The following is a 22,162-nucleotide window of genomic DNA, read 5'->3' as shown; positions in this document are numbered from 1 at the left end:
CCACGGGGAAAAAAGCAGCACATGGCAAAGTTCATCTACGTTCCAATCTGAATAAAAAGACGGAGAACGACATGCTCATCAATAAGCTTTTACTGGCAGTAGCTATTGGCGCGGTTCTGTCGGCGTCTACCGTATTGATTCCGGACAGCCTGTCCGGAGTTTCCACTGCTCAGGCCAAGGATGGGGGTAGTGGCGGTAGTGGCGGTGGTGGCGGAAGTGGTGGGGGCGGCGGCAGTGGAGGCGGTGGCGGCAGCGGTGGTGGTGGCGGCGGCAGTCACGGCGGTGGCAGTGGAGGCGGTGGCAGTCACGGAGGAAGCGGCAGTGGTGGCAACAGCGGCAGCGGCCATAGTGGCGACCATGGCAGCAACAGTGGCCATGGCAGTGCCAACAGTGGTTCGAGCCACTCCGGATCGGTCTCGTCCTCAGGACGCAGCGGCACCCATGATGAACCCGGGGACGACCATGGCGTTCATCGGTCCGGTGAAGTCGGCGACGATCACGGCGTTCATGCCAATGGCGAGCCTGGGGATGACCGTGGTGTCCATGCCGAGCCCGGTGATGACAAAAGGAGCTGATTTACACTGATCCCCATACAACACAAAACCCTGTGGGAGCGAGCCTGCTCGCGAAGGCGGAGTGTCAGACGACTTCAATGTGAATGACACAACGCCATCGCGAGCAGGCTCGCTCCCACAGTGGCGAATGTGAGTCAGACAATCAGCCGTTCTACAGCCCACCTTCAACCCGATCCAGCCGTTCGCGCAAGAACTCGACCAGCGCCTGCACCGGCCGCGAACTCTGCCGGTGTTGCGGGTAGACCGCCGATAACGTCAGCGGCTCCGGCCGCAAATCCTCCAGCACCTCCACCAGCCGTCCATCCTTCAACGCCGAACCGACGATGAACGTTGGCAAATACGTGATCCCCAGCCCGGCAATCGCCGCGTCCTTGAGCAATTCACCGTTATTGACCCGCATCCGCCCGCTGACATTGACGCTCAATGGCTTGCCCTGCCCCGCAAAACGCCATTGCACCTGTCGACCATGGCCGTACGGCAGGCAGTCGTGACCGTGCAAATCCTCTGGCTTGAGCGGTGTGCCGCGTTCGGTCAGGTACGCCGGGCTTGCGCAATACACCCGTTCAATGGAGGCAATCCGTCGGGCGATCAGTGTCGAGTCTTCCAGTGTGCCGATGCGCAGCGCCAGGTCGTAGCCCTCACCGAGCAAATCCACGGGACGATCGCTCAAATCCATCTCTACCGTCACGTCGCGATAGCGCTGCAAAAACACCGGCAACAGGCAGCCCAGATGCGCCAGTGCGAACGACAGCGGCGCACTCACACGAATGGTCCCCCGTGGCTCGGTGGTCTGGCCGGCGATGCCCTGCTCCACTTGTTCGACTTCGCTGAGCAGGCGCAAGGCTGACTCGTAATAGCTCTGCCCCAGCGGCGTGACATCCAGGCGCCGGGTCGAGCGATTGAGCAAGCGCACGCCCAGGCGCTCTTCGAGTTGCATCAAGCGGCGGCTGACAAACTGCTTGGACAGGCCCAGTTGATCGGCGGCTGCCGTGAAGCTGCCGGAATCCATCACCTGGCAAAAAATACGCATATCTTCGAAGGGGTTCATTGTCACATCCCGGTTGACAGTCAAACACTTTATAGCCGCTTTTTCCCTTCCGGTCACACCATTAATCTTCGTTCACCGCACTGAAATCACCTTCCCCGAAGGATCTGCGATCTGTTTGCCGCAAGCATTTAAATGGAGTTTCCCCATGTCCTTGCTCCTTGAGCATTTGCTTTCCCTGAGCGCACTGCTGTTGGTAGTCGACGCCCTGCTCTGGCACCTCGCGCCATTCAAGCATCGCGTCAGCCGGGTCGGTGTGCGCCTGGCGCTGTTTGTGCTGTTCAGCGCGGTGATCATCAACGCCGGCGTTAGCCCTTTGCAGGCGCCATTGTTTGCCGATGATCCCGTGGCGCAGCTGGGGGCCACGGCGCTGGGGATTCTCTGGTGGCTGTACGCCGCGCGGGTGCTGACCGAAGTGATCGGCCTGGCCCTGATGCGGCGCATCGGCCACAGCGGCCGGCTGCTGCAGGATGTCATTGGCGCACTGGTGTTCCTGATTGCCGTGGTGGCCGCTGCCGGCTACGTGCTGGAGCTGCCGGTGAAAGGTTTGCTGGCGACCTCCGGCGTCGTCGCCATCGTGGTGGGCCTGGCATTGCAGAGCACCTTGAGCGACGTGTTCTCCGGCATCGTGCTCAACACCACCAAGCCGTACCAGGTCGACGACCGGGTTTCCATCGACGGTATCGAAGGCAAGGTGCTGGACATCGACTGGCGTGCCACCCACCTGCTGACCAGCGCCGGCAGCACCGCGGTGGTGCCGAACTCGGTGGCGGCCAAGGCAAAGATCGTCAACCTCAGCCGCCCGTTCAACATGCACGGCGTGTCGATCAGCATTCAGGTGCCCAACCACATCCGTCCGCGTCGGGTACTCGATGCACTGGACCGCACCCTTCAGGGCAGCAGCAGTCTGCTGCTCGATCCTGCGCCGAAAGCCGTGCTCAAGGAAGCTGGCGAAACCATGTCCGAATACGTGGCCAGCGGCTTCATCGCGGAACTCGGCAAAAAGGGTGAAGTGCGCAATCAACTGTTCGACCTGGCCCATCGGCACCTCGAAGCGGCTGGTATTTCCCGGCAACCCGATGGTGTGATCGAGCCGTCGACCCGCGCTCGGGCGTTGCTCGATGAAGTGAAGATCTTCCGTTCCCTGAGCGCCGAGGAACGTGATCGCCTGGCCCAGAACATGGTGGCGCAGCAATACGCGGCCGGTGAGGTGGTGCTGGATCTGGAAGAAGTACCGGACAGCCTGTTCGTCATCGCCACCGGCGTGGTCAGCGCTACCGTCCTCGACGGCAGCACGCAGATCGAAGCCGGGCGCATGGGGCCGAGTGAAGTCATGGGCGAACAGAGCATCCTCGCCGACACCCCGTCCCAGGCACGGTTCACCGCCATGACTTCAAGCATTATCTACCGCCTCGACAAATCCCTGACCCGCAGCTGCATGGAGCAACGTCGCGAAGTCGACCGGGCGTTGAACAAGCTGCAGGCGGTGCGCCAGCAGAACAGTCGGATGGCGTTGATGGCCAAGTCGGTGGTGGTAAGGAAAGGTGGTTTTTTGAGTTGGCTGCAGAACCGCTGATCAGCAGATCACACAAAGCCCTGTAGGAGCGAGCCTGCTCGCGATAGCGGTGGATCAGCCAGCATCGATATTGAATGGCAGACCGCAATCGCGAGCAGGCTCGCTCCTACAAGTGCAGCGTACTTACTTGGCCGTGAACTTCATGTAGCTGTTGATCAGGTTGCGATAGTTCGGCAGGCGCTCGGACAGCAAATTGGCCAGACCTTCCATGTCGTTGCGCCAGTCGCCTTGCAGCTCGCAGGCCACGGAGAACCAGTTCAGCAGGTGTGCACCGGCGGCCGACATGCGCGCCCACGCAGCTTGTTGCACGGTGGTGTTGAAGGTGCCGGAAGCATCGGTCACCACAAACACCTCAAAGCCTTCGGCAATCGCCGACAGGGTCGGGAACGCCACGCACACGTCGGTCACCACACCGGCGATGATCAGTTGCTTGCGACCGGTGGCCTTGATCGCCTTGACGAAGTCTTCGTTGTCCCAGGCGTTGATCTGGCCCGGGCGTGCAATGAACGGCGCGTCCGGGAACTGCGCCTTGAGCTCAGGCACGATCGGGCCGTTCGGACCGCTGTCGAAACTGGTGGTAAGGATGGTCGGCAGCTTGAAGAACTTGGCGATGTCGCCCAGCGCCAGCACGTTGTTCTTGAACTCGTTGGGCGAGAAATCCTGTACCAGCGAGATCAGGCCGGTCTGGTGGTCGACCAGCAATACCACGGCATCGTCTTTGTTCAGGCGTTTGTACGGAACGTTGCTCATTGGAAACTCCTTGATGGATGGTTGTCGCAGTCAGCGCCGAACTGTTGGGTCGGCGCTTTTTTTTGAATTCGTCAGAAGGCAAAACACGAGCAGCCAAAGGCGCCCCAGAAACCGGCGAAATCGCTGACCGGCGCGTTCGACAGGCGCGCCCGTTCATGGCTGTGTGAATGCACCGCGCACGGCCCGCTGCAATGGTGAACCTGGGCCTGCATCGGCGACGTCGGGCGCCAGTGACCGGGCACCTTCACCACCGGCGACCAGTCAGGCAGCACCGGCACACTGGCCGGCCCGAGCTTCTCGAAGTCACCGGCGCCGTACACCACCTTGCCGCCGACCACGGTCAACACCGACTCGATCCACTTGATCGCCTCTTCATCGACGCTGAAAAAGTCCGCGCTGAGGGCCGCGACGTCGGCCAATTGCCCGACCTTGATCTGGCCCTTCTTGCCTTGCTCCGATGAGAACCAGGCGCTGCCGTGGGTGAACAGCTCCAGCGCCGTCAGGCGTGAAAGGCCTTCGGCGTGCAGCTCCATGCCGCCGACGGTGCGACCGCTGACCATCCAGTACAGCGAGGTCCACGGGTTGTAACTCGACACCCGCGTCGCGTCGGTACCGGCGCCCACCGGTACGCCCTCGGCCAGCATGCGTTTGATCGGCGGCGTGGCTTCGGCCGCTTTCGCGCCGTAACGCTCGACGAAATATTCCCCCTGGAAGGCCATGCGATCCTGAATCGCAATGCCGCCGCCCAGGGCCCTCACCCGCTCGATGTTCTGCGGGGTGATGGTTTCGGCGTGGTCGAAGAACCACGGCAAGCCGTTGAACGGAATGTCGCGGTTGACCTTCTCGAACACGTCGAGCATGCGGCTGATGGATTCGTTGTAGGTGGCGTGCAAACGGAACGGCCAGCGTTGCTCGACGAGGTGGCGCACCACCGGCTCCAGTTCGGCTTCCATGGTTTGCGGCAGGTCCGGGCGCGGTTCGAGGAAGTCTTCGAAATCCGCCGCCGAGAACACCAGCATTTCCCCGGCGCCGTTGTGCCGCAGGAAATCGTCACCCTGGTGCAGCTTCACGCTGCCGGTCCAGTTCTTGAAGTCGGTCAACTCTTCCTTGGGCTTCTGGGTGAACAGGTTGTAGGCGATGCGCACGGTCAGTTGCTCGTCCTTCGCCAACTGTTCGATCACCTGGTAATCGTCCGGGTAATTCTGGAAACCGCCACCGGCATCGATGGCGCTGGTCAGGCCCAGGCGATTGAGTTCGCGCATGAACTGACGGGTCGAGTTGACCTGATACTCCAGCGGTAGCTTCGGCCCCTTGGCCAGGGTCGAGTACAGAATCATCGCATTGGGCCGCGCCACCAGCATGCCGGTAGGCTCGCCATTGGCGTCACGCACGATCTCGCCACCCGGCGGGTTCGGCGTGTCGCGGGTATAACCGGCGACGCGCAACGCCGCGCGGTTGAGCAAGGCGCGGTCGTACAGGTGCAACACGAACACCGGCGTGTCTGGCGCCGCCTGGTTGAGCTCCGCCAGGGTCGGCATGCGTTTTTCGGCGAACTGGAATTCGTTCCAGCCACCGACCACCCGCACCCACTGCGGCGTTGGCGTGCGGTCAGCCTGATCCTTGAGCATGCGCAAGGCATCGGCCAGTGACGGCACACCTTCCCAACGCAGTTCCAGGTTGTAGTTCAAGCCGCCACGGATCAGGTGCAAGTGCGAGTCGTTGAGCCCGGGGATCACGCAACGCCCCTTGAGGTCGATCACCTGGGTGTTCGAGCCACGCAGGGCCATGGCTTGGGCATCGCTGCCGACCGCGACAAAACGCCCGTCGCTGATCGCCACGGCGCTGGCGAGCGGTTTTTCGCGGTCGACGGTATGGAATTGACCATTGAACAGAATCAGATCGGCGTTCATCACGGTTCCTCGTGCAATGTGGCGGGAGACAGCCAGGGCGCGAACAGACGCGTCGCCATGGGCATGAAGATGTAAACCACCGACAGCACGATGGTCAGGGTGATCAGGAAGGTGGCCACCACGTAATTGGAGAGCAAGGCGTTGAGCTGTAGCAGCGGCCCCCAGAGCAGCGGCACCAGCAAGGTGTGCGGCAGGATCACCAGCAGCGTCACCACGGCCTGCTTCCAGCGCGGCGGTGGCGTACCGGCTTCGGCCTGGGGCGAGAACCAGAACTCGTTGACCGGATTGACTTCAGTCTGGTCGCCATCGGCCAGCATCGGCGCGGCTTCGTTGACCAGTTCCTGGCGCTGCGGTGAATCGAGCCAGTTCTGCATCGCCTCGGTCGAGCAAAAGCGCAGCACGCAGGTGTAGGTGTCCAGGCCAGCATTCTTGCCACGCACCACATCCACGCCCAGGTGCCCGACGTTCTGCGCGGCCACCTTGACGATGTTGCGCAGCCAGGCTTCATAAGGCACTTCGAAACCGGCCTTGACCCGGTGCTTGACGATCAGGGTCACCACCTCATCAGGCCCGGGACTTGCCGGCTCACGGCGATTGGATTCAGACATAACGCAAGGCTCCGGCGAAACGGACATTGAGCGCCAGCCGTCCCGGCCCGGCGATGAAAATGCTGGTGAACACGATCAGCAACAGCCAGCCGAACTGGCCTTCGAAGAGGGTCCACTGCGGATGCACGACCAACATCGACACCCACAGCAAAAACAGAATAGGCAAACACGCCAGACGCGCCAGCAACCCGGCGACGATCAGCAGCGGGCACACCACCTCGGCGAAAATCGCCAGCAGCAGCGTCAGGTTCGCGCCCAGATGGAAAGGGTCTTCGATGTTTTGCAACTCGGCACTGTAGTGCAACAGCTTGGGCAAACCGTGCACCCACAACAGCAACAACCCGCCGCTGACCCACAGGAACAGCAGCCCCCAGTCTTGCGCCCGATCATCGCGTCGCGAAGCGTCCATGGCCCACCCGCACAAATGAAAAACCACCGGCGTCGATGCGCCGGGACCGGATTCGATAGTGCCGGGACGGGGGGAGGAAAAATTGAATGTACGTGCTCTGTTTGCGATGTGGACTGAGAACTGCTCATCGACACAGATCCCTGTGGGAGCGAGCTTGCTCGCGATGGCGGCATCACATTCAGCATGGATGTTGACTGACCCACCGCAATCGCGAGCAGGCTCGCTCCTACAGTGGATCAGCGTATGTCTGTGAGAGATTGGTTGGCTAGCAGGCCGCCTTCGCGAGCAGGCTAGCTCCCACAGAAGAGCAAAGGCAGGTCGGCGTACACAGACGCTTCTCACCACTCATCAGGCCGAGCGTTAGCTCGCCTGCAGCTCCTGATCTTGATCCACCCGCTCCCTCGGGAGGCTGAGCGGAGGTGTTCATCCGGGGACTGGCGCGCAGCGCCGTTCGACGCAGTCGAACTCATTGCATGTAGGTCGAAGCGAAGCCGACCGGAGGGCAATGCCCCCGGATGAATACCGTAGCGAAGGAACGCCGAGCCTTAGCGAGGGGCCGTACGTAAGGGGCGAGACCTTTGGTTCCTTTGGGGCGTTTGCCAAAGGGACTCGCCGTAAGGGCGAAACCATAAGCCGCCGTTACCGCAGCAACGGATATGTACTCAGTCAGGAGGGAATATCCAAAGCCAAAGACATGAACTCGCCAATCCGCGACCGCAACCACCGCTCCGCCGGATCATTGTCATGCACCCCGCTCCAGGCCATCGACAACTGCGCCGCCTCAATCTCGAACGGCGGATCCTCAGCCCGCAACCCACACCCCTCCACCAACGCACACGCCGCATAATCCGGCACGGTGGCAATCATCTCGGTCCCGGCGAGCAACGCCCGCAACCCACTGAACTGCGGCACCCCAAGCACCACACGACGACTACGCCCGACTTTCGCCAGATCCAGGTCGATATTGCCGCTCAAGTCCCCCGAGAACGACACCATCGCATGGGGCCGCTCACAGTACTCATCCAGGGTCAGCGGTCCTGGCCGGGTGTCGCCGCGCAGCACTTTGCAGGGAATATCGCGCAGTTTCTTGCGCTTGGCATTGGCCGGCAGATCCGTGGTGTAACTCACGCCCACCGAGATTTCCCCCGACGCCAGCAGCGTCGGCATCAACAGGTAATTGGCCCGCCGCACGACCACGACAATGCCCGGCGCTTCCTCTTGCAACTGACGCAGCAACGGCGGAAACAAACCGAACTCGGCATCGTCCGACAACCCGATGCGGAACACATCGCAACTGGTCGCCGGATCGAATTCCTTGGCCCGGCTGACCGCGCCGGAAATGGTGTCCATCGCCGGTTGCAACTCCTTGAGAATCGCCAGCGCCCGCGCCGTCGGTTCCATGCCGCGACCGTTGCGCAGCAGCAACGGGTCGTCGAACAGATCGCGCAAACGCCCCAGCGCGGCACTCACCGCCGGTTGGCCCATGAACAGTTTTTCCGCGACGCGGGTCAGGTTCTTTTCGAACATCAGGGCTTCGAAAATCACCAGCAGGTTCATGTCGACGCGACGCAGATCGTTACGGTTCATTGGCACGGGTTCCTTGTGTGTGTGTTCGGCCAGGCGCGAGGATGAGAAGTGTGTCTGACTTTACCCAAGACTTCCCGCGGTGAGCGAGGAATTAACAACGATTAACTCGCAAGCCAGAGCCTTCGGGTCCAAGAATGAAGCCTACCGACACGGACATTCGCCATGGCTCACGTTCAGCAAAATGCCGCCCCCGCGCCATTCACGCCGGTGCCAAAGAAAAGCACCGGCGGCCTCAGCCCGCAACGCGAAAAACGGGTTAAACAACTGATCCTCGAACGCCTCGGTGACAGCCTTGAAGTCACTGAACTGGCACAGGCTTGCGCCCTCTCGCGCAGTCACTTCTCCCGCGCGTTCAAGTGCAGCACCGGCCTCTCGCCACAGGACTGGATTCGCCAGCAGCGCATTGCCCTGGCCAAGCAATTGATCCAGTACACCAACCTGAGCCTTACGCAGATCAGCCTCGAATGCGGCTTCTGCGATCAGGCGCATTTCTGCCACATCTTCACCCGCAGCGAAGGCATCAATCCGTTTGCCTGGCGCTGTCAGTTTGTCCGCGGCACCGCCCTCAACGGCAAAAGATCGCAGCCTTCGGCAGCTCCTACGGGCATGCACGCAACCGTGTAGGAGCTGGCGAAGCCTGCGATCTTTTGATCCGGCTTTTTAACCTTTCAAGAACGCCAACAGGTCAGCGTTGAGCTGGTCCTTATGGGTGTCCGTCAAACCGTGAGGGGCGCCCGGGTAAATCTTCAGGGTCGAGCCCTTCACCAGTCTGGCGGAGGAGACGCCCGCCGCTTCGTACGGCACCACCTGATCCGCGTCGCCATGCACCACCAGGGTCGGCACGTCGAACTTCTTCAAGTCTTCGGTGAAGTCGGTTTCCGAGAATGCCTTGATGCAGTCATAGGCATTCTTGTGGCCGGCCATCATGCCTTGCATCCAGAACCAGTCGATCATGCCCTGGGACGGTTTTGCGTCAGGTTTGTTGAAGCCGAAGAACGGGCCGCTGGCGAGGTCGATGTACAGCTGCGAACGGTCGGCCAGCGAGGCCTGGCGGATGCCGTCGAACACTTCCAGCGGCAGGCCGCCGGGGTTGGCTTCGGTCTTGAGCATCAGCGGCGGCACCGCGGAAATCAGCCCGGCCTTGGCCACGCGCCCGGTGCCGTGGCGACCGATGTAACGCGCCACCTCGCCACCGCCGGTGGAGAAGCCGAACAGCACGGCATTTTGCAAATCGAGCCGCTCGATCAACTGCGCCAGATCGTCGGCGTAATGGTCCATGTCATTGCCCGACCACGGCTGGCTGGAGCGCCCATGACCGCGACGGTCGTGGGCGATGACCCGGTAGCCCTTGGAGGCCAGGAAGATCATCTGCGACTCCCAGCTGTCGGCGTTCAGCGGCCAGCCGTGACTGAAGACAACCGGCTGACCGGTGCCCCAGTCCTTGTAGTAGATCTCGACGCCGTCGCGGGTAGTGAAGGTGCTCATGGGTGATGCCTCCTTGATGAGGGTTGGGGGTGAATCAAACCGGTATCAGGTTCATGCGATCGGCCAGGCGCGCCACTCGCTCGCCCAGGTGCGCGGCGGTGCAGCGATCCTCGGGCGGTGGGGCATCGTCGGGGGATTGCTCGACATTCGACTGGGCCATGGCGCCGAGGGAGCTGCCCAAGCGATTGAGTTGGCCGTTGAACGCGCCAGTGCTGGAGCGTGCCGGCAGCAGGTCGAGGCCGACCCAGATCATCGAGTGCTGCGCGGCGAACACCGCCATCTGCAGCAAGGTGTTGAGCTTGTCGCCGCACAGGCAGCCGGAATTGGTGAAGCCTGCCGCGAGTTTGTCGCGCCAGGGCTGGGTCAGGTAGAACGCCGCCGTGGCCTCCATGAACGCCTTGAAGGCCGCCGAGGCGCTGCCCATGTAGGTCGGCGCGCCAAAGATGATGGCATCGGCGCGGTGCAGCCGCGCCCAGTGCTCGTCCACTTCCTCGACCGGGATCAACTGGCAGGTGCTGCCCAGGTGCCGTTCCACGCCCGCGGCCACGGCTTCGGCCATGACCCGGGTGTGCCCGTAGCCACTGTGATAGACCACCACCACGTTGCTCATTCAGGTGTCCTAGTGATGAGTTGATCTCCCTTGTAGGAGCGAGCCTGCTCGCGATGGTGTGTCAGCCACATTGGTGTCGACTGATACTCCATCGCGAGCAGGCTCGCTCCTACAGGACCAGAGTTTTGGCGTAGACCGGACGCAGGACGAGTTAAACGTTGTTAATTTTCCATGGCGCGCAAAAAGCCCCGGCAACCGAGATCCATCTGTCGCGCCCAATGATCACGGGGCCGACAGCCGCTGGCCGATACGCTAGAGTCAATGCCTGCCCCTCCAGTCACCCGGGCGGCGCATTGCGCTCTGTAAAAAACCTGAGGAATATGCTCGAAAACCGCGTACTAGACGGATGCAGCAGGAGCGACTCGTTGACCCTTCCCCCCGAACAGGCTGTGCATTTCGGCCCCTACCGGGTCTACCCCGGACAACGCCTGGTGATGGAGGCCGACCAGCCCTTGCGCCTGGGGCGACGCGCCATGGACATCCTGTTGATCCTGCTTGAGTACGCTGGCAACGTGGTCAGCAAGCAGCAACTGATCGCCCGGGTCTGGCCCAACAGCGTAGTCGAAGACATCAACCTGCGGGTGCACATGGCCGCGTTGCGCAAGGCGCTCGGCGACGGTCAGGCCGGCCAGCGCTACATCGTCACCGTGGCCCAGCGCGGGTACAGCTTCGTCGCACCCCACTCACTGGAACAGGCGGAGCAACCGCCAGCGCCCGTGGCCTGCGCGCCGAGCCAGCATAACCTGCCGGTGCGTCGCACACGCATGATCGGCCGGCAGACGCTGGTCGACAACCTGATGGAGCAACTGCCCCGCCAGCGCTTCATCACCCTGGTCGGCCCCGGCGGCATTGGCAAGACCACTGTGGCCTTGCGGGTCGCCGAACGAATGATCGGTCGCTACCGGGACGGCATTCGCCTGCTGGACCTGGCCCCGATCAACTGTCCACTGATGATCGACGGCCACCTGGCGACATTGCTCGAACTGGCCCTGCACGACGACGCCCCCCTGAGCGGTCTTGCCGACTGTCTGCGCGACAGGCAAATGCTGTTGGTCATCGACAACTGCGAACACCTGGTCGACGCCATCGCCCTGCTCTGCGAAAACATTCTGCGTAGTGCACCGCACGTGCACATCCTGGCCACCAGCCGCGAGAGCCTGCGGGCCGAAGGGGAATTCGTTCAGCGTCTGGAGTCGCTCGACTGCCCGCCGCCCATCGCCGTCCTCGACCGCGCCCAGGCCATGACCTTTTCCGCCCTGCAATTGTTTGTCGAGCGGGCCATGGCCAGCCATGACAGCTTTGAACTGACGGACGATGAACTGCCGCTGTTGATCGACATCTGCCACCGACTGGACGGCATTCCACTGGCCATCGAACTGGCGGCGGCGCAAGTGGGCAACTTCGGATTGCCAGGCTTGCTGGCGCAGTTGCAAAGCAGCTTCCGGGTGTTGACCCAGCCCTGCCAGACGCCCCTGGCACGCCACCAGACCCTGCGCGCGACACTGGACTGGAGCTTCGAGCTGCTCAACGTCTGCGAAAAGACCTGCCTGCGTCGACTCAGTGTGTTTCGCGGCAGCTTCACCCTGGAGTCGGCAGCGGCGGTGATTGTCGGCGAACACATCGAACCTCGCGAAGTGTTCGGCTCGATCACGCAACTGGTCGCCAAGTCGCTGTTGAACGTGGAGGTGGGCGACGAGGATGTTTACTACCGCCTGCTCGATACCACCCGCAGCTATGCCCTGGAAAAACTTGCGCAAACCTGCGACCTGCCCGGCACTTGGGAGCGGCATGCCGAGCGTTGCCTGGCGCTGATGCAACAGGCGCAGGACGACTGGGAGAAAACCTCGACCGGCCTGTGGCTCGAACGCTATGGCCGGGCCCTGGAGGACATCCGCGCGGCCCTCGATTGGGGTTTGCACGCGCAAGGGCCGCAGGCACTGGCGATACGCCTGGCCGCGACGTCTACGCCCCTGTGGCAGGAGTTGTCACTGCTCAAGGAGCACGGCGGTTATGTGCGCAAGGCGCTGGCCTTGCTCGAGCAGTCTGCCGAACCTTGCCCGCGCTTGCAGATGGCCCTTAAGCTGGCTTTGGGCAGTGCCTGTTACCACGTTCAAGGAGGTTGCGCCGAAACCGTTGGCGCCTTCGTCAGCGCCAGAGCCCTGGCCAGCCGACTCAAGGATGTGGCCGGTCAGTTGCGGGCGATTTCCGGGCACCTGGCGGTCAACCTCAGCTGCGGCCAATACCAGATGGCCCTGGAACAGAGCCGGCAATTCGATCGACTGGGGCTGCATGACGACGCCCTGATGTCCCTGAGCATGCATCGATTGCGGGTACTCGCCCTGCACTTCTGCGGCGACCAGCGACAGGCTGGGGAGCATGCCGAACAGGTGCTGCAACGCATGGCCCACAGCGGTCATCTCAACCGTTTCACCCATGGCTTCGGCGTGCAATACGACCAGAGCGTCGCGGCGCTGACCATCCACGCGCGCATCCTCTGGCTGCGAGGCCAACCGGAACAGGCCTGGCGCGCAGCCCGGCAGGCGCTGGACATCGCGCTGCAGATCAACCACGGCACGTCGATCTGCTACACCCTGGCGCTCGCCGGCTGCCTGATCGCCCACTACAACGGCGACACCCGCAGCGCCCGCGAACTCCTGCGCCTGCTGCTGCAACAGACGCAGAAACACTCGGTGCTGCTGTTCCATGACTGGGCGCAACACTACGCTCAGGTGATCGGCGGCACCGACGTTCGGCCAACCAGCCGCCAACGTGTCGGTTTGATCAAGGACATCATGGTCACGCTGGATTCAACCTGTGTCGACGATGATCTGCTCGAACGTGCGCAAAGCGGTGTTTCAGACTGGAGCACGGCAGAGATTCTGCGGGCCAGGGCCACGACGTTGCTGGTAACCGATTGCCCGGTCAAAACCGCGACGGCAGAAACCGTGCTGCTGAAGGCACTCAACGTGGCCAGGACTCAGGGTGCGCTGGCCTGGGAATTGCGCAGCGCCACCTCGCTGGCGCAGTTGTGGCAACGTCAGGGCAACCCCCAACGGGCGCATCAATTGCTGGCCCCGATCTACCAGCGCTACACCGAAGGTTTCGCCACGCCCGACTTGATGACCGTTCGCCGGCTACTCGACGAGTTGCAATGCCACCTGCGCGCCTGAAGGCCGGTGCGTCTGACTGACGTAACCGGCATAGCGAATTTCGAGGGCGCGCAAGTCTCCACTGAGTTCGAGTTTTTCCAGGGCGTAGGTGCGGGTGGTGTTGAGGAAACGGTAACGGGTCACACCGCCGCCCTGCTCCTGGGACAGCAGTGACTTGAGTGTGAGGTTGTCCAGCACCTCGATCAGCTCGGCGACGGGCAACGCGTCGCAGCTGATCACGCCGATCGCGGCGTCCTGGGTGAAGGCCATCTTGAACACCGCCAGCTGCTGCAATACGGATTGTTCCAGCGGACTCAACCGTTCGTAGCTCCAGTCCAGCGCAGCCTTGAGCGTCTGGTGCCGGGGCACGGCCGTGCGGCGGCCCTGGGACAGCAGCTGAAAACAGTTGTCGAGTTGCGCCTGCAACCCCACCAGCGCCAACGCATCGATTTGCGCCGCCGCCAATTCAATCGCCAGCGGCAGGCCGTCGAGGCGCCGGCAGATTTCCCGTACGGTCTTGAGGTCTTGCTCGCGCAGGGTGAACCCTTGCTGACGAGTTCGGGCACGGCTGACGAACAACTGCACCGCCGAATAGCCCATGACCTCGGCAACGCTGCGCAGCGCTGACGCTGGCGGCACCGCCAGCGGTGGCAGACGCAATACGGTTTCGCCCGCTGCCTTTAGCGGCTCGCGGCTGGTGGCGAGGATCGACAGTCGCGGCAGCGAAGCCAGCAGCGTTTCGATCAACGTCTGGCAGCGTTCGAGCAGGTGTTCGCAATTGTCCAGGACCAACAAGGCATGCCGCTGCGCCAGCGCCTCCAACGTGGTGCCGACCTCCAGCCCAAGGGTTCGTGTGAGGTGATCGGTCACTTGCGCCGGGTCATCGATCGCCGCCAGGTCCACCAGCCACACGCCGTGCCGATAGTGCGGCAACAACAGTTCGGCCACGCGCAGCGCCACGGTGGTCTTGCCGATCCCGCAAGGCCCGACCAGGGACATGAATCGGCGTACCGGCAACTGCCGCACCAGGCTACCGACAACCGCATCGCGCCCGGTGATCGGTGTGAGCCGCGCCGGCAAGTTGTGCAGGGGCTTTTTCAAGGTCTCGCTCGGGAACGCTACGGGCTGCGGCGAATGCTGTACCGGGGCGACAAAACTGTAGCCGCGCTGGGGAATGTTGACGATGTAGCACTGGCCGTTCTGGCCGTCCCCCAAGGCTCGGCGCAGGGCGGCAATGTGAACCCGCAGGTTGATCTCTTCGACCACGGAGCGCGGCCAGACCTGCGCAATCAACTCTTCCTTGCTGACCACCGAACCTGCGTGCTCGACCAGCACCTGCAACACATCAAGGGCGCGGCCGCCCAGGCGCAGCGGTCGATCACCTTGTAGCACCAGGCGCTGACTGAGGTGGAAAGCGTAGGGCCCGAATTGCAACACCGCTTCGCTGTTCAAATCTCTGAGGCTGTTCATGCGCTGTCACCCGCTGGAAGCCTGGCTCGGTACGTGAGTCCATCCCAGGCTCCGCACCTTCCTTGCAATGAGTTCACCGGTATCTTGGCAGGCCTCGGTGACGGTACAACTGCCACGGGGGGAGCGTCACGGCCATTGCGGTGCGCATGACGGACACGCGCGCTAGCTGAACTGCTCGCGGTATTGGGTCGGGGTCAGTCCGAGCTTTTCACTGAACAGAAAACGCATGTGCCGCACACTGCCGAAGCCACTTTTGAAGGCCACGGTCTTGAGCGGCAACTCGGTGGTTTCCAGCAGGCTCCTGGCGCAATCGATCCGCGCGCTTTGCAGAAACTCCATCGGCGTCATGCTCACTTCCCGGGCGAACACCCTGGCGAAATGCCGCGGGCTCATGTTGGCCAGACCGGCCATGCGCTCGATGCTGTAGGTTTCATCGAGATGTTCAAGCATATGGTTCTGCACCCGGGTAATCGCCGTTTCGTGAGGGGCCACCGCCGCCATCAACGGGCTGAACTGCGCCTGCCCGCCCTGGCGTTTCATCACCACCAGCAACACCTTGGCCACGTCCTGGGCGACTTTTTTGCCGTGGTCCTGGGCCACCACCGACAAGGCCAGATCGATCCCGGCGGTGACGCCACCGGAGGTGATCAGGTTGCGGTCCTGGACAAAGATCTGATCGGTCTCGACGGTCGCCTTCGGAAAGCCCTTGATCAGCCGCTCGGTGTAGTGCCAATGGGTGGTGACGCGATAGCCGTCGAGCAAACCCGCGTGCCCCAGCACGAACGCCCCGGTGCAGATCGAGCCATAAGCGGCGGACCGGCTGACGTTGTGCCTGAGCCAGTCGAGCAACCGCGGATGCTTTTCGTTGTAGGCACCGGGACCACCGGGCACCAGCAGCAAATCAAAACCCTCGCAGGCCTGATCGATGTGCCGGTCGGCGTGCACGCTCACCCCGTTGGACGCCCGCAGTGCGCCGTGCTCGGTGCCGATGGTCGACAGCACATAGTGATCGTCGGGTTTCAGGTATCGATTGGCGATGGAAAACACTTCCATGGGTCCGGCCATGTCGAGCAGGAGAAAGTCGGGAAACAGCACCATTGCCACGGTTTTCATGGATTGGAATTCACTGGGATCAATAGGGTCGGCACACCAAACACCGGGCCCTTGTGGGAGCGAGCCTGCTCGCGAAAGCGGTGTATCAGCCAACGTTGATAGCGACTGACACTACGCCTTCGCGAGCAGGCTCGCTCCCACAGGGTCTGCGCCCGGCATCAGGGAGTGCTGTGCATTATGGCCAAACACAAGCCAGACGTCGGAAAAAATAGCTGATTCACGTTCAGAAACTGTCAACCTGATCGAGACAGTATTTCAATTTCCATCTACTTATTGCACCAACCAGTAACCATTAACCTTCTCCTCACTCGGACGAATTCACGTCCCCACAGGAGATTTCATCATGCTGACTCTTCGCAAAGCCTCGGATCGTGGCCTGGCCAATCACGGCTGGTTGAAGTCGTTCCATACCTTTTCCTTCGCCAACTATCGCAACCCGAAAGAGCAGGGTTTTTCCGACCTGTTGGTGATCAACGACGACCGCGTCGCCGCCGGCAAAGGCTTCGGCCAGCACCCGCACCGCGACATGGAGATTTTCTCCTATGTGCTTGAAGGTGCCCTGGAACACAAGGACACCCTGGGCACCGGTTCGGTGATCCGCCCCGGCGATGTGCAACTGATGAGCGCAGGCAGCGGCGTGGCCCACAGTGAGTTCAACCACTCCGGCACCCGGGCGGTGCACTTTCTGCAGATCTGGATCGTGCCCGACGTCAGCGGCGCCAAACCGCGTTATCAGCAAGAGCATTTCAGCACCCAGAAGAAACGCGGGCGCCTGCAACTGATCATCTCGCCGGACGGCGCCAAGGGTTCGCTCAAGGTACGTCAGGATGCACGGGTGTATGCCGGCCTGATCGACGGCAAGGAAAGCGCCACTCTGGAGCTGGCCGCCAACCGCTACGCCTATGTGCATGTGGCCCGGGGCAGCGTCGAACTCAACGGAGTGTTGTTGCAGGAAGGCGACGGTGTGCGGGTCCGCGAAGAACAGGCACTAACCTTGAACAACGGCGTGGATGCTGAAGTGCTGGTGTTCGACCTGCGCCCACAGGAACTGCCGGAAATGCCGTAACAAAACCCTGTAGGAGCGAGCCTGCTCGCGATGCGTTGTGTCATTCAACAGTGATGTCGTCTGACAGTCCGCCATCGTCGGAACGCCGCCCGGAGCAGGCTCGCTCCTACAGGTTATTCGCCGGTCCTGGCGAACCCCGCGACAATCTCATCGATCACCGCCTGGACCCTGGCTGGCTCGCAGGACTCCTGAGGTTTCGCGATATCTACGCTCTATTCCCCCTGATAACGGGCCCGATAGCGCCCCGGGCTTTCCCCGGTCCACTTCTTGAACGCCCGATGGAAGGCGCTGGGTTCCTGGAATCCAAGTCGCTCGGCGATATCGCTGATGCTCGCATCGCTCTGACGCAATTGCTCAAAGGCCACGCCACGGCGTACTTCGTCCTTGATCTCCTGATAGGAACAGCCTTCACGCTCCAGTTTGCGGCGGAAGGTGCTGGGGCTCAGGTGCTGTTCCAGGGCAAAGGCCTGCAAGGTCGGCCACTCACTGTAATGACTGCCGCGCAAGCGCTGATGAACCTGGGATGCCAGACCATGCTGGTTACGGAAGCGGATCACCAGCCATTGCGGCGCGGTACGCAGGAACACTTTCAACGACGCCAGGTCCTGAACCACGGGCAGGCGCAAGTAGTGGCTGGCAAATTCGATTTCGGTACGCTCGGCACCAAAGGTCAGGTTGGGGCCCCAAAGCAGGCGGTCGTCACCCAGCGACAAGCGTGAATGGCGGAAGTCCGCACGGTCAATGGGAATGCGCCGCCCGCCCAGCCAGCACAGCAGGCTGATCATCAACACCAGGAAGGTTTCTTCACCAAACCGGCTGGCATCGTTGTCCGTCGAACGGGTTTCCAGGCTGATCACCGCACGCTTGCCACGCACCGCCAGCGAGCCGCGAAAGTCGCGCAGGAACAAGCCGAAGTTGGCCAGGCACTGACGCATGGCCTTGTGCAGATCGGGCTCCTGAATCAGGGCGCGGCAAATCAGGGCGAAACTGCCCGGCGGCATGCCATGGGAGTCGAGCCCGAAAAACTCATCGTCGAGCTCGCGGATCTGGATCAGCCACAACGCCGCAAACGCGTTGGCCGGCACCCGCGCCGTGGGTTGGTGCATGACCGCCGGATCAATGCCCGCCTGTTCGAGCACGGCCATCACGCGCTGCGGATCATCCCTCAGCCCATGGATCATTGCCTGCACGAAATAGGCGGCAACCGAGTCCTTTTCCCGCATTGGTTCGTTTCTCTCTCATCACCCGAATGGCAAAAAACATCAGTGCCGTTGAACAGTTTTGGCATAGGACAACCGCCCTGCCGGCTCTAGACTCGCGGCAATAGTACGCCTTCGGCCGCCGTCGCGGCCAAGGTATCGCAGGGTTTGATCGAAGGATGGGAAGATGAATCTGCAAAACATCGGGGTGATCGGTGCGGGCACCATGGGCAACGGCATCGCACAAGTCTGTGCCATGGCCGGTTTCAACGTGACCTTGCTCGACATTTCCGAAAGCGCTTTGCAAAAAGCCGTCGCAACGGTCGGTAAAAACCTGGACCGGCAGATCGCCAAAGAAACCCTGACGCCGGAGCAGAAACAGGCGACCCTCGACAAAATCCGCACCAGCACCGATTACAGCAGCCTGCAAAACGCGCAACTGGTCATCGAAGCGGCCACTGAAAATCTCGACCTGAAACTGCGTGTGCTGCAACAGATCGCCGCGCAGGTCGGCAACGAATGCGTCATTGCCTCCAATACCTCGTCGCTGTCGATCACCCAACTCGCCGCCAGTGTCAGCCAGCCTGAGCGCTTCATCGGCCTGCATTTCTTCAACCCGGTGCCGGTGATGGGCCTGATCGAAGTCATTCGCGGCCTGCAAACCAGTGACGCGACCCACCAACTGGCGCTGGACATGGCGACCACCCTTGGCAAAACAGCGATTACCGCGGGTAACCGTCCGGGGTTCGTGGTCAACCGGATCCTGGTGCCGATGATCAACGAAGCGATCCTGGTGTTCCAGGAAGGCCTGGCCAGCGCCGAAGACATCGACGCCGGTATGCGCCTGGGCTGCAATCAGCCTATCGGCCCATTGGCCCTGGCGGACCTGATTGGCCTGGACACCCTGTTGTCGATCCTCGAAGCCTTCTATGACGGTTTCAACGACAGCAAATATCGCCCGGCGCCGTTGCTCAAGGAAATGGTCGCCGCCGGTTACCTGGGACGCAAAACGGGGCGCGGCTTCCATGCCTATGCCTGAGCGTTGCTCGCGCTTTGCCGAGTACCGGGACAAGGTCCTGGAGCTGTTTGCCTGCAAGGGGTTCGGCCAGGTCGGCATGCGTGAGCTCGCGACGTGCCTGGGGCTCTCCCCAGGCTCGCTGTATCACCATTACCCCAGCAAACAGCATCTGCTGCTCGACCTGATCGAGGAGTTCTACGAGGAGCTGCTGGCCACCCTGGGACGTATCCAGCAAAAGACCCCGGGCAAGCGCGACAAGCTCAACAGCCTGATCCGCGCCCATCTGAATCTGCATCGGGAGATGCCCTGGCATTTCCGCCTGGTGGAGCGCGACAGCGGTTGCCTGAACGAAGAGCAACAGGCTCGGGTCCGGCAATTGCGCGAGCAATACGAACGCACATTGCTGAGGATGCTGGGCGCGAAGTCGCGCTTCAGCGAGCAAGGGCTGCTGGCGGCCGGGCATGCCATTGGCGCCCTGCTCAACAGCGCTCCCTGCTGGCTGACGCCACACGTGCTGGACGAGCAGGAACGTGATGAGCTGCTGGAGAGCATGGTCAGCGGCGCCATCGAACGTGTGCTGGCGCCGCGACGTGCACCGGAGGCGATAAGCCTCGCGCGTCCTATAGAAAAAACATCTAAAGAAACACAAGCTTCGACAAAGATTTAGCGCTTTGCTTGTCGGCTCGACACAATCGGAATTCGCCGAAAAAACCGGCGTCCAAACCGATGTATGTACTCGAGCACCTGGAGCCGACCATGAAAATCAATCCCTACCTTATCTTCAACGGCGACTGCAAAGCGGCCTTCACGTTCTACGCGAAGTGCCTGCAAGGCCAGATCGAAGCCATGATGACCTTTGGCGAAACGCCGGCCGCCGAGCATGTCCCCACGGATCTGCACAACCTGATCATCCATACCCGCCTGATCGTGGGCGATCAGGCGATCATGGGGTCAGACACCACACCGGATCGCCCCGTCCAGGGCATGAGTGGTTGCTCGATTTCACTCAACGTCGACAGCATTGCCGAGGCCGAGCGGGTCTTCAATGCGCTGGCCGACGGTGGCACTGTGCAAATGCCACTGGAGACCACGTTCTGGGCGGCGCGCTTCGGCATGCTGGTGGACCGTTTTGGTGTGTCGTGGATGGTCAACTGCGAAAAGGATCAGTGAGAGGCCTTGGTTTATCGACAGTCTTCAAGGCACAAAAAAGCCCAACCTGAAAAGATTGGGCGTTCTGGCAACTCCCGGCCTGTCTGCTACCGTCAACTAGCCACATGGATAGCAGCGAACCAGAGGAGCGAACCCACCATGCCAGCCCACGACCGGTCCTGGTCCACCCGATTCAAATGCTTGCTACTGGCCGGTGGACTGATCACCAGCCTGCTGGCCCTCAATGGTTGCGCCACTGTCGATGCACAGACCACCGCCTATGTCGGCGTAGAACATCCGGCACCGACATCGCCAGACCAGGTAGTCGTACTGCGCTCGGAGCCTCTGCGTCCACATGTGCGTCTGGGTGAAGTGCTGATCGACGCCAGCATCGACCCTGCCCCACCGATTACCGAAGTCGAACAGAAGCTGCGGGAAGAGTCCGCCAAACTCGGTGGCGACGCGGTGGTAGTGGTCTATGACCACATTCAGGCGGTGGGTGCCTACGCCAGCGGGCCGCTGTGGGCTCGCGACGTGACGACCATCGAGGGACGCAAACTCAAAGGCATCGTGATCAAGTACCAGTAGATATCTCCCCGGAAGACAGCGTCAACGGAGGTTGAATTTGAATGACGTGGTGATCGCCCTCATCGTCTTCGCCTGCCTGTCCGCCAGCGCACTGCTGGGCTCGTACGTGAGGGAGCGGTTACCGAGCCATCATCTGAGCGATGACTCCGTGGCGGTGGTGAAGCTGGCCACCGGCCTCATCGCAACGATGTCGGCGCTGGTCCTCGGTCTGCTGGTTTCCTCTGCCAAAGGTACCTTCGATACGGCCAATGCCGAACTGGAGGGCGCGGCGGCGAAAGTCGTTCAATTCGACCGCGTGCTGGCCCGCTACGGCCCCGACACCCAAGGCATCCGCACCGAGCTCAAGCACAACTACGCCGAAGTCACCCAAGTGCTCGCGACCCGCGATCACGGGCAGATTGAAAAACTCGATAGCCCCGAAGTCATCCGTCGCTCCGAAGGCCTGCAACGCCAGGTCGAATCACTGACGCCCGGCAACGATGATCAGCGCTCGCTCAAGGCCAAGGCATTGCAAGACATGGACACCGTGTTTGCCACCCGCTGGCTGACCCTGCTGCAGGCCAATCAATCGATTCCACCGGTGATGCTGGTGATCCTGGTGACGTGGCTGGGGATTATCTTCGGTTCGTTCGGCCTGTTTGCACCCTGCAACGGCACCATTGTCGTCGTATTGCTGATGTGTGCCCTGTCGACGGGGGCAACCATCTTGCTGGTAGAGGAACTCAATCGTCCGCTTGATGGTTTTATCTATGTGTCGCTGGAACCCTTGGAGCACACGCTGGAGCGGTTGGGGCAGTAATTTCCATTTCCTGCGGACAAAAACAAAACCCCAACTGCTTTCGCAATTGGGGTTTC

21 protein-coding genes are annotated in these 22,162 nt (G+C 61.7%); 10 read left to right on the top strand and 11 right to left on the bottom strand.

The window, feature by feature from the left end; all coding sequences use genetic code 11:
* Positions 1-71 precede the first annotated feature (71 nt).
* On the top strand, positions 72-575 hold the full coding sequence (locus WHX55_RS12045; protein WP_353742701.1) for a hypothetical protein: 504 nt from the start codon (positions 72-74) through the stop codon (positions 573-575).
* A 151-nt stretch (positions 576-726) separates the two neighbouring features.
* Here WHX55_RS12045 and WHX55_RS12040 read toward each other — a convergent pair whose 3' ends face one another.
* Positions 727-1,623 (bottom strand): LysR family transcriptional regulator, encoded by an 897-nt coding sequence (locus tag WHX55_RS12040; RefSeq protein ID WP_150756498.1) that lies wholly within the window; start codon positions 1,621-1,623, stop codon positions 727-729.
* A gap of 145 nt (positions 1,624-1,768) precedes the next feature.
* On the opposite strand from WHX55_RS12040, the gene WHX55_RS12035 reads away from it, so the two are divergent.
* Positions 1,769-3,196: a mechanosensitive ion channel family protein gene (locus tag WHX55_RS12035; protein ID WP_353742700.1), complete on the top strand. Its 1,428-nt coding sequence runs from the start codon at positions 1,769-1,771 to the stop codon at positions 3,194-3,196.
* A gap of 123 nt (positions 3,197-3,319) precedes the next feature.
* Here WHX55_RS12035 and ycaC read toward each other — a convergent pair whose 3' ends face one another.
* From ycaC to WHX55_RS12010, 5 genes are all read right to left on the bottom strand, one after another.
* The gene (gene ycaC, locus WHX55_RS12030) at positions 3,320-3,946 is read right to left on the bottom strand and encodes an isochorismate family cysteine hydrolase YcaC (RefSeq protein WP_007977200.1); all 627 of its coding nucleotides are present in this window, start codon (positions 3,944-3,946) and stop codon (positions 3,320-3,322) included.
* 71 nt (positions 3,947-4,017) lie between these two features.
* Positions 4,018-5,856, bottom strand: a complete 1,839-nt coding sequence (locus WHX55_RS12025; RefSeq protein ID WP_353742699.1) for an amidohydrolase — start codon at positions 5,854-5,856, stop codon at positions 4,018-4,020.
* Positions 5,856-6,464 carry an antibiotic biosynthesis monooxygenase gene (locus WHX55_RS12020; protein ID WP_353742698.1) on the bottom strand — a complete coding sequence of 203 codons (609 nt, stop codon included), beginning with the start codon at positions 6,462-6,464 and terminating at the stop codon, positions 5,856-5,858. The genes WHX55_RS12025 and WHX55_RS12020 overlap by 1 nt, the downstream gene beginning before the upstream one ends.
* Positions 6,457-6,873, bottom strand: coding sequence for a DoxX family protein (locus tag WHX55_RS12015; protein WP_353742697.1), 417 nt, complete (start codon positions 6,871-6,873; stop codon positions 6,457-6,459). The genes WHX55_RS12020 and WHX55_RS12015 overlap by 8 nt, the downstream gene beginning before the upstream one ends.
* A gap of 666 nt (positions 6,874-7,539) precedes the next feature.
* Positions 7,540-8,460 (bottom strand): LysR substrate-binding domain-containing protein, encoded by a 921-nt coding sequence (locus tag WHX55_RS12010; protein ID WP_353742696.1) that lies wholly within the window; start codon positions 8,458-8,460, stop codon positions 7,540-7,542.
* A 162-nt stretch (positions 8,461-8,622) separates the two neighbouring features.
* On the opposite strand from WHX55_RS12010, the gene WHX55_RS12005 reads away from it, so the two are divergent.
* Positions 8,623-9,084, top strand: a complete 462-nt coding sequence (locus WHX55_RS12005; RefSeq protein ID WP_150756492.1) for an AraC family transcriptional regulator — start codon at positions 8,623-8,625, stop codon at positions 9,082-9,084.
* A gap of 36 nt (positions 9,085-9,120) precedes the next feature.
* On the opposite strand, the gene WHX55_RS12000 is transcribed toward WHX55_RS12005, so the two are convergent.
* Complete coding sequence (locus WHX55_RS12000) at positions 9,121-9,945, bottom strand: alpha/beta hydrolase (protein WP_150756491.1); 825 nt, start codon at positions 9,943-9,945, stop codon at positions 9,121-9,123.
* 34 nt (positions 9,946-9,979) lie between these two features.
* Positions 9,980-10,555, bottom strand: coding sequence for a flavodoxin family protein (locus WHX55_RS11995; RefSeq protein ID WP_150724281.1), 576 nt, complete (start codon positions 10,553-10,555; stop codon positions 9,980-9,982).
* Between the two features lie 365 nt (positions 10,556-10,920).
* Here WHX55_RS11995 and WHX55_RS11990 point away from each other — a divergent pair, with 365 nt between their 5' ends.
* A complete protein-coding gene (locus WHX55_RS11990) occupies positions 10,921-13,725 on the top strand; it encodes a winged helix-turn-helix domain-containing protein (protein ID WP_353742695.1) in 2,805 nt (934 codons plus the stop codon).
* On the opposite strand, the gene WHX55_RS11985 is transcribed toward WHX55_RS11990, so the two are convergent.
* Complete coding sequence (locus WHX55_RS11985; RefSeq protein WP_151215001.1) at positions 13,690-15,174, bottom strand: winged helix-turn-helix domain-containing protein; 1,485 nt, start codon at positions 15,172-15,174, stop codon at positions 13,690-13,692. The two genes, WHX55_RS11990 and WHX55_RS11985, sit on opposite strands and share 36 nt — an antisense overlap.
* A gap of 162 nt (positions 15,175-15,336) precedes the next feature.
* Positions 15,337-16,287, bottom strand: a complete 951-nt coding sequence (locus WHX55_RS11980; protein WP_151215002.1) for a GlxA family transcriptional regulator — start codon at positions 16,285-16,287, stop codon at positions 15,337-15,339.
* 343 nt (positions 16,288-16,630) lie between these two features.
* On the opposite strand from WHX55_RS11980, the gene WHX55_RS11975 reads away from it, so the two are divergent.
* A complete protein-coding gene (locus WHX55_RS11975; RefSeq protein ID WP_150756188.1) occupies positions 16,631-17,353 on the top strand; it encodes a pirin family protein in 723 nt (240 codons plus the stop codon).
* Positions 17,354-17,565: 212 nt separating this feature from the next.
* Here the strand turns inward: WHX55_RS11975 and WHX55_RS11970 are convergent, their stop codons facing one another.
* Positions 17,566-18,576, bottom strand: a complete 1,011-nt coding sequence (locus tag WHX55_RS11970) for an AraC family transcriptional regulator (protein WP_353742694.1) — start codon at positions 18,574-18,576, stop codon at positions 17,566-17,568.
* A 163-nt stretch (positions 18,577-18,739) separates the two neighbouring features.
* Between WHX55_RS11970 and WHX55_RS11965 the strand changes: the two genes are divergently transcribed.
* The 5 genes from WHX55_RS11965 (at position 18,740) to WHX55_RS11945 (ending at position 22,106) form a co-directional block, all read left to right on the top strand.
* On the top strand, positions 18,740-19,591 hold the full coding sequence (locus WHX55_RS11965; protein ID WP_150756685.1) for a 3-hydroxybutyryl-CoA dehydrogenase: 852 nt from the start codon (positions 18,740-18,742) through the stop codon (positions 19,589-19,591).
* A complete protein-coding gene (locus WHX55_RS11960; RefSeq protein ID WP_353742693.1) occupies positions 19,578-20,237 on the top strand; it encodes a TetR/AcrR family transcriptional regulator in 660 nt (219 codons plus the stop codon). Before WHX55_RS11965 ends, WHX55_RS11960 begins: the two co-directional genes overlap by 14 nt.
* An 89-nt stretch (positions 20,238-20,326) precedes the next feature.
* Positions 20,327-20,740: a VOC family protein gene (locus WHX55_RS11955; protein ID WP_150756683.1), complete on the top strand. Its 414-nt coding sequence runs from the start codon at positions 20,327-20,329 to the stop codon at positions 20,738-20,740.
* A gap of 138 nt (positions 20,741-20,878) precedes the next feature.
* Positions 20,879-21,307 carry a hypothetical protein gene (locus WHX55_RS11950; protein WP_353742692.1) on the top strand — a complete coding sequence of 143 codons (429 nt, stop codon included), beginning with the start codon at positions 20,879-20,881 and terminating at the stop codon, positions 21,305-21,307.
* A 46-nt stretch (positions 21,308-21,353) separates the two neighbouring features.
* Entirely contained in the window at positions 21,354-22,106 is a 753-nt protein-coding gene (locus WHX55_RS11945) for a hypothetical protein (RefSeq protein WP_353743045.1), read from the top strand.
* Positions 22,107-22,162 lie beyond the last annotated feature (56 nt).

Source organism: Pseudomonas fluorescens (genome assembly GCF_040448305.1).
GTDB lineage: Bacteria > Pseudomonadota > Gammaproteobacteria > Pseudomonadales > Pseudomonadaceae > Aquipseudomonas > Aquipseudomonas fluorescens_BH.
Note: the sequence above shows the minus strand (reverse complement) of the source record. Positions and strands in the feature narration are given on the sequence as shown.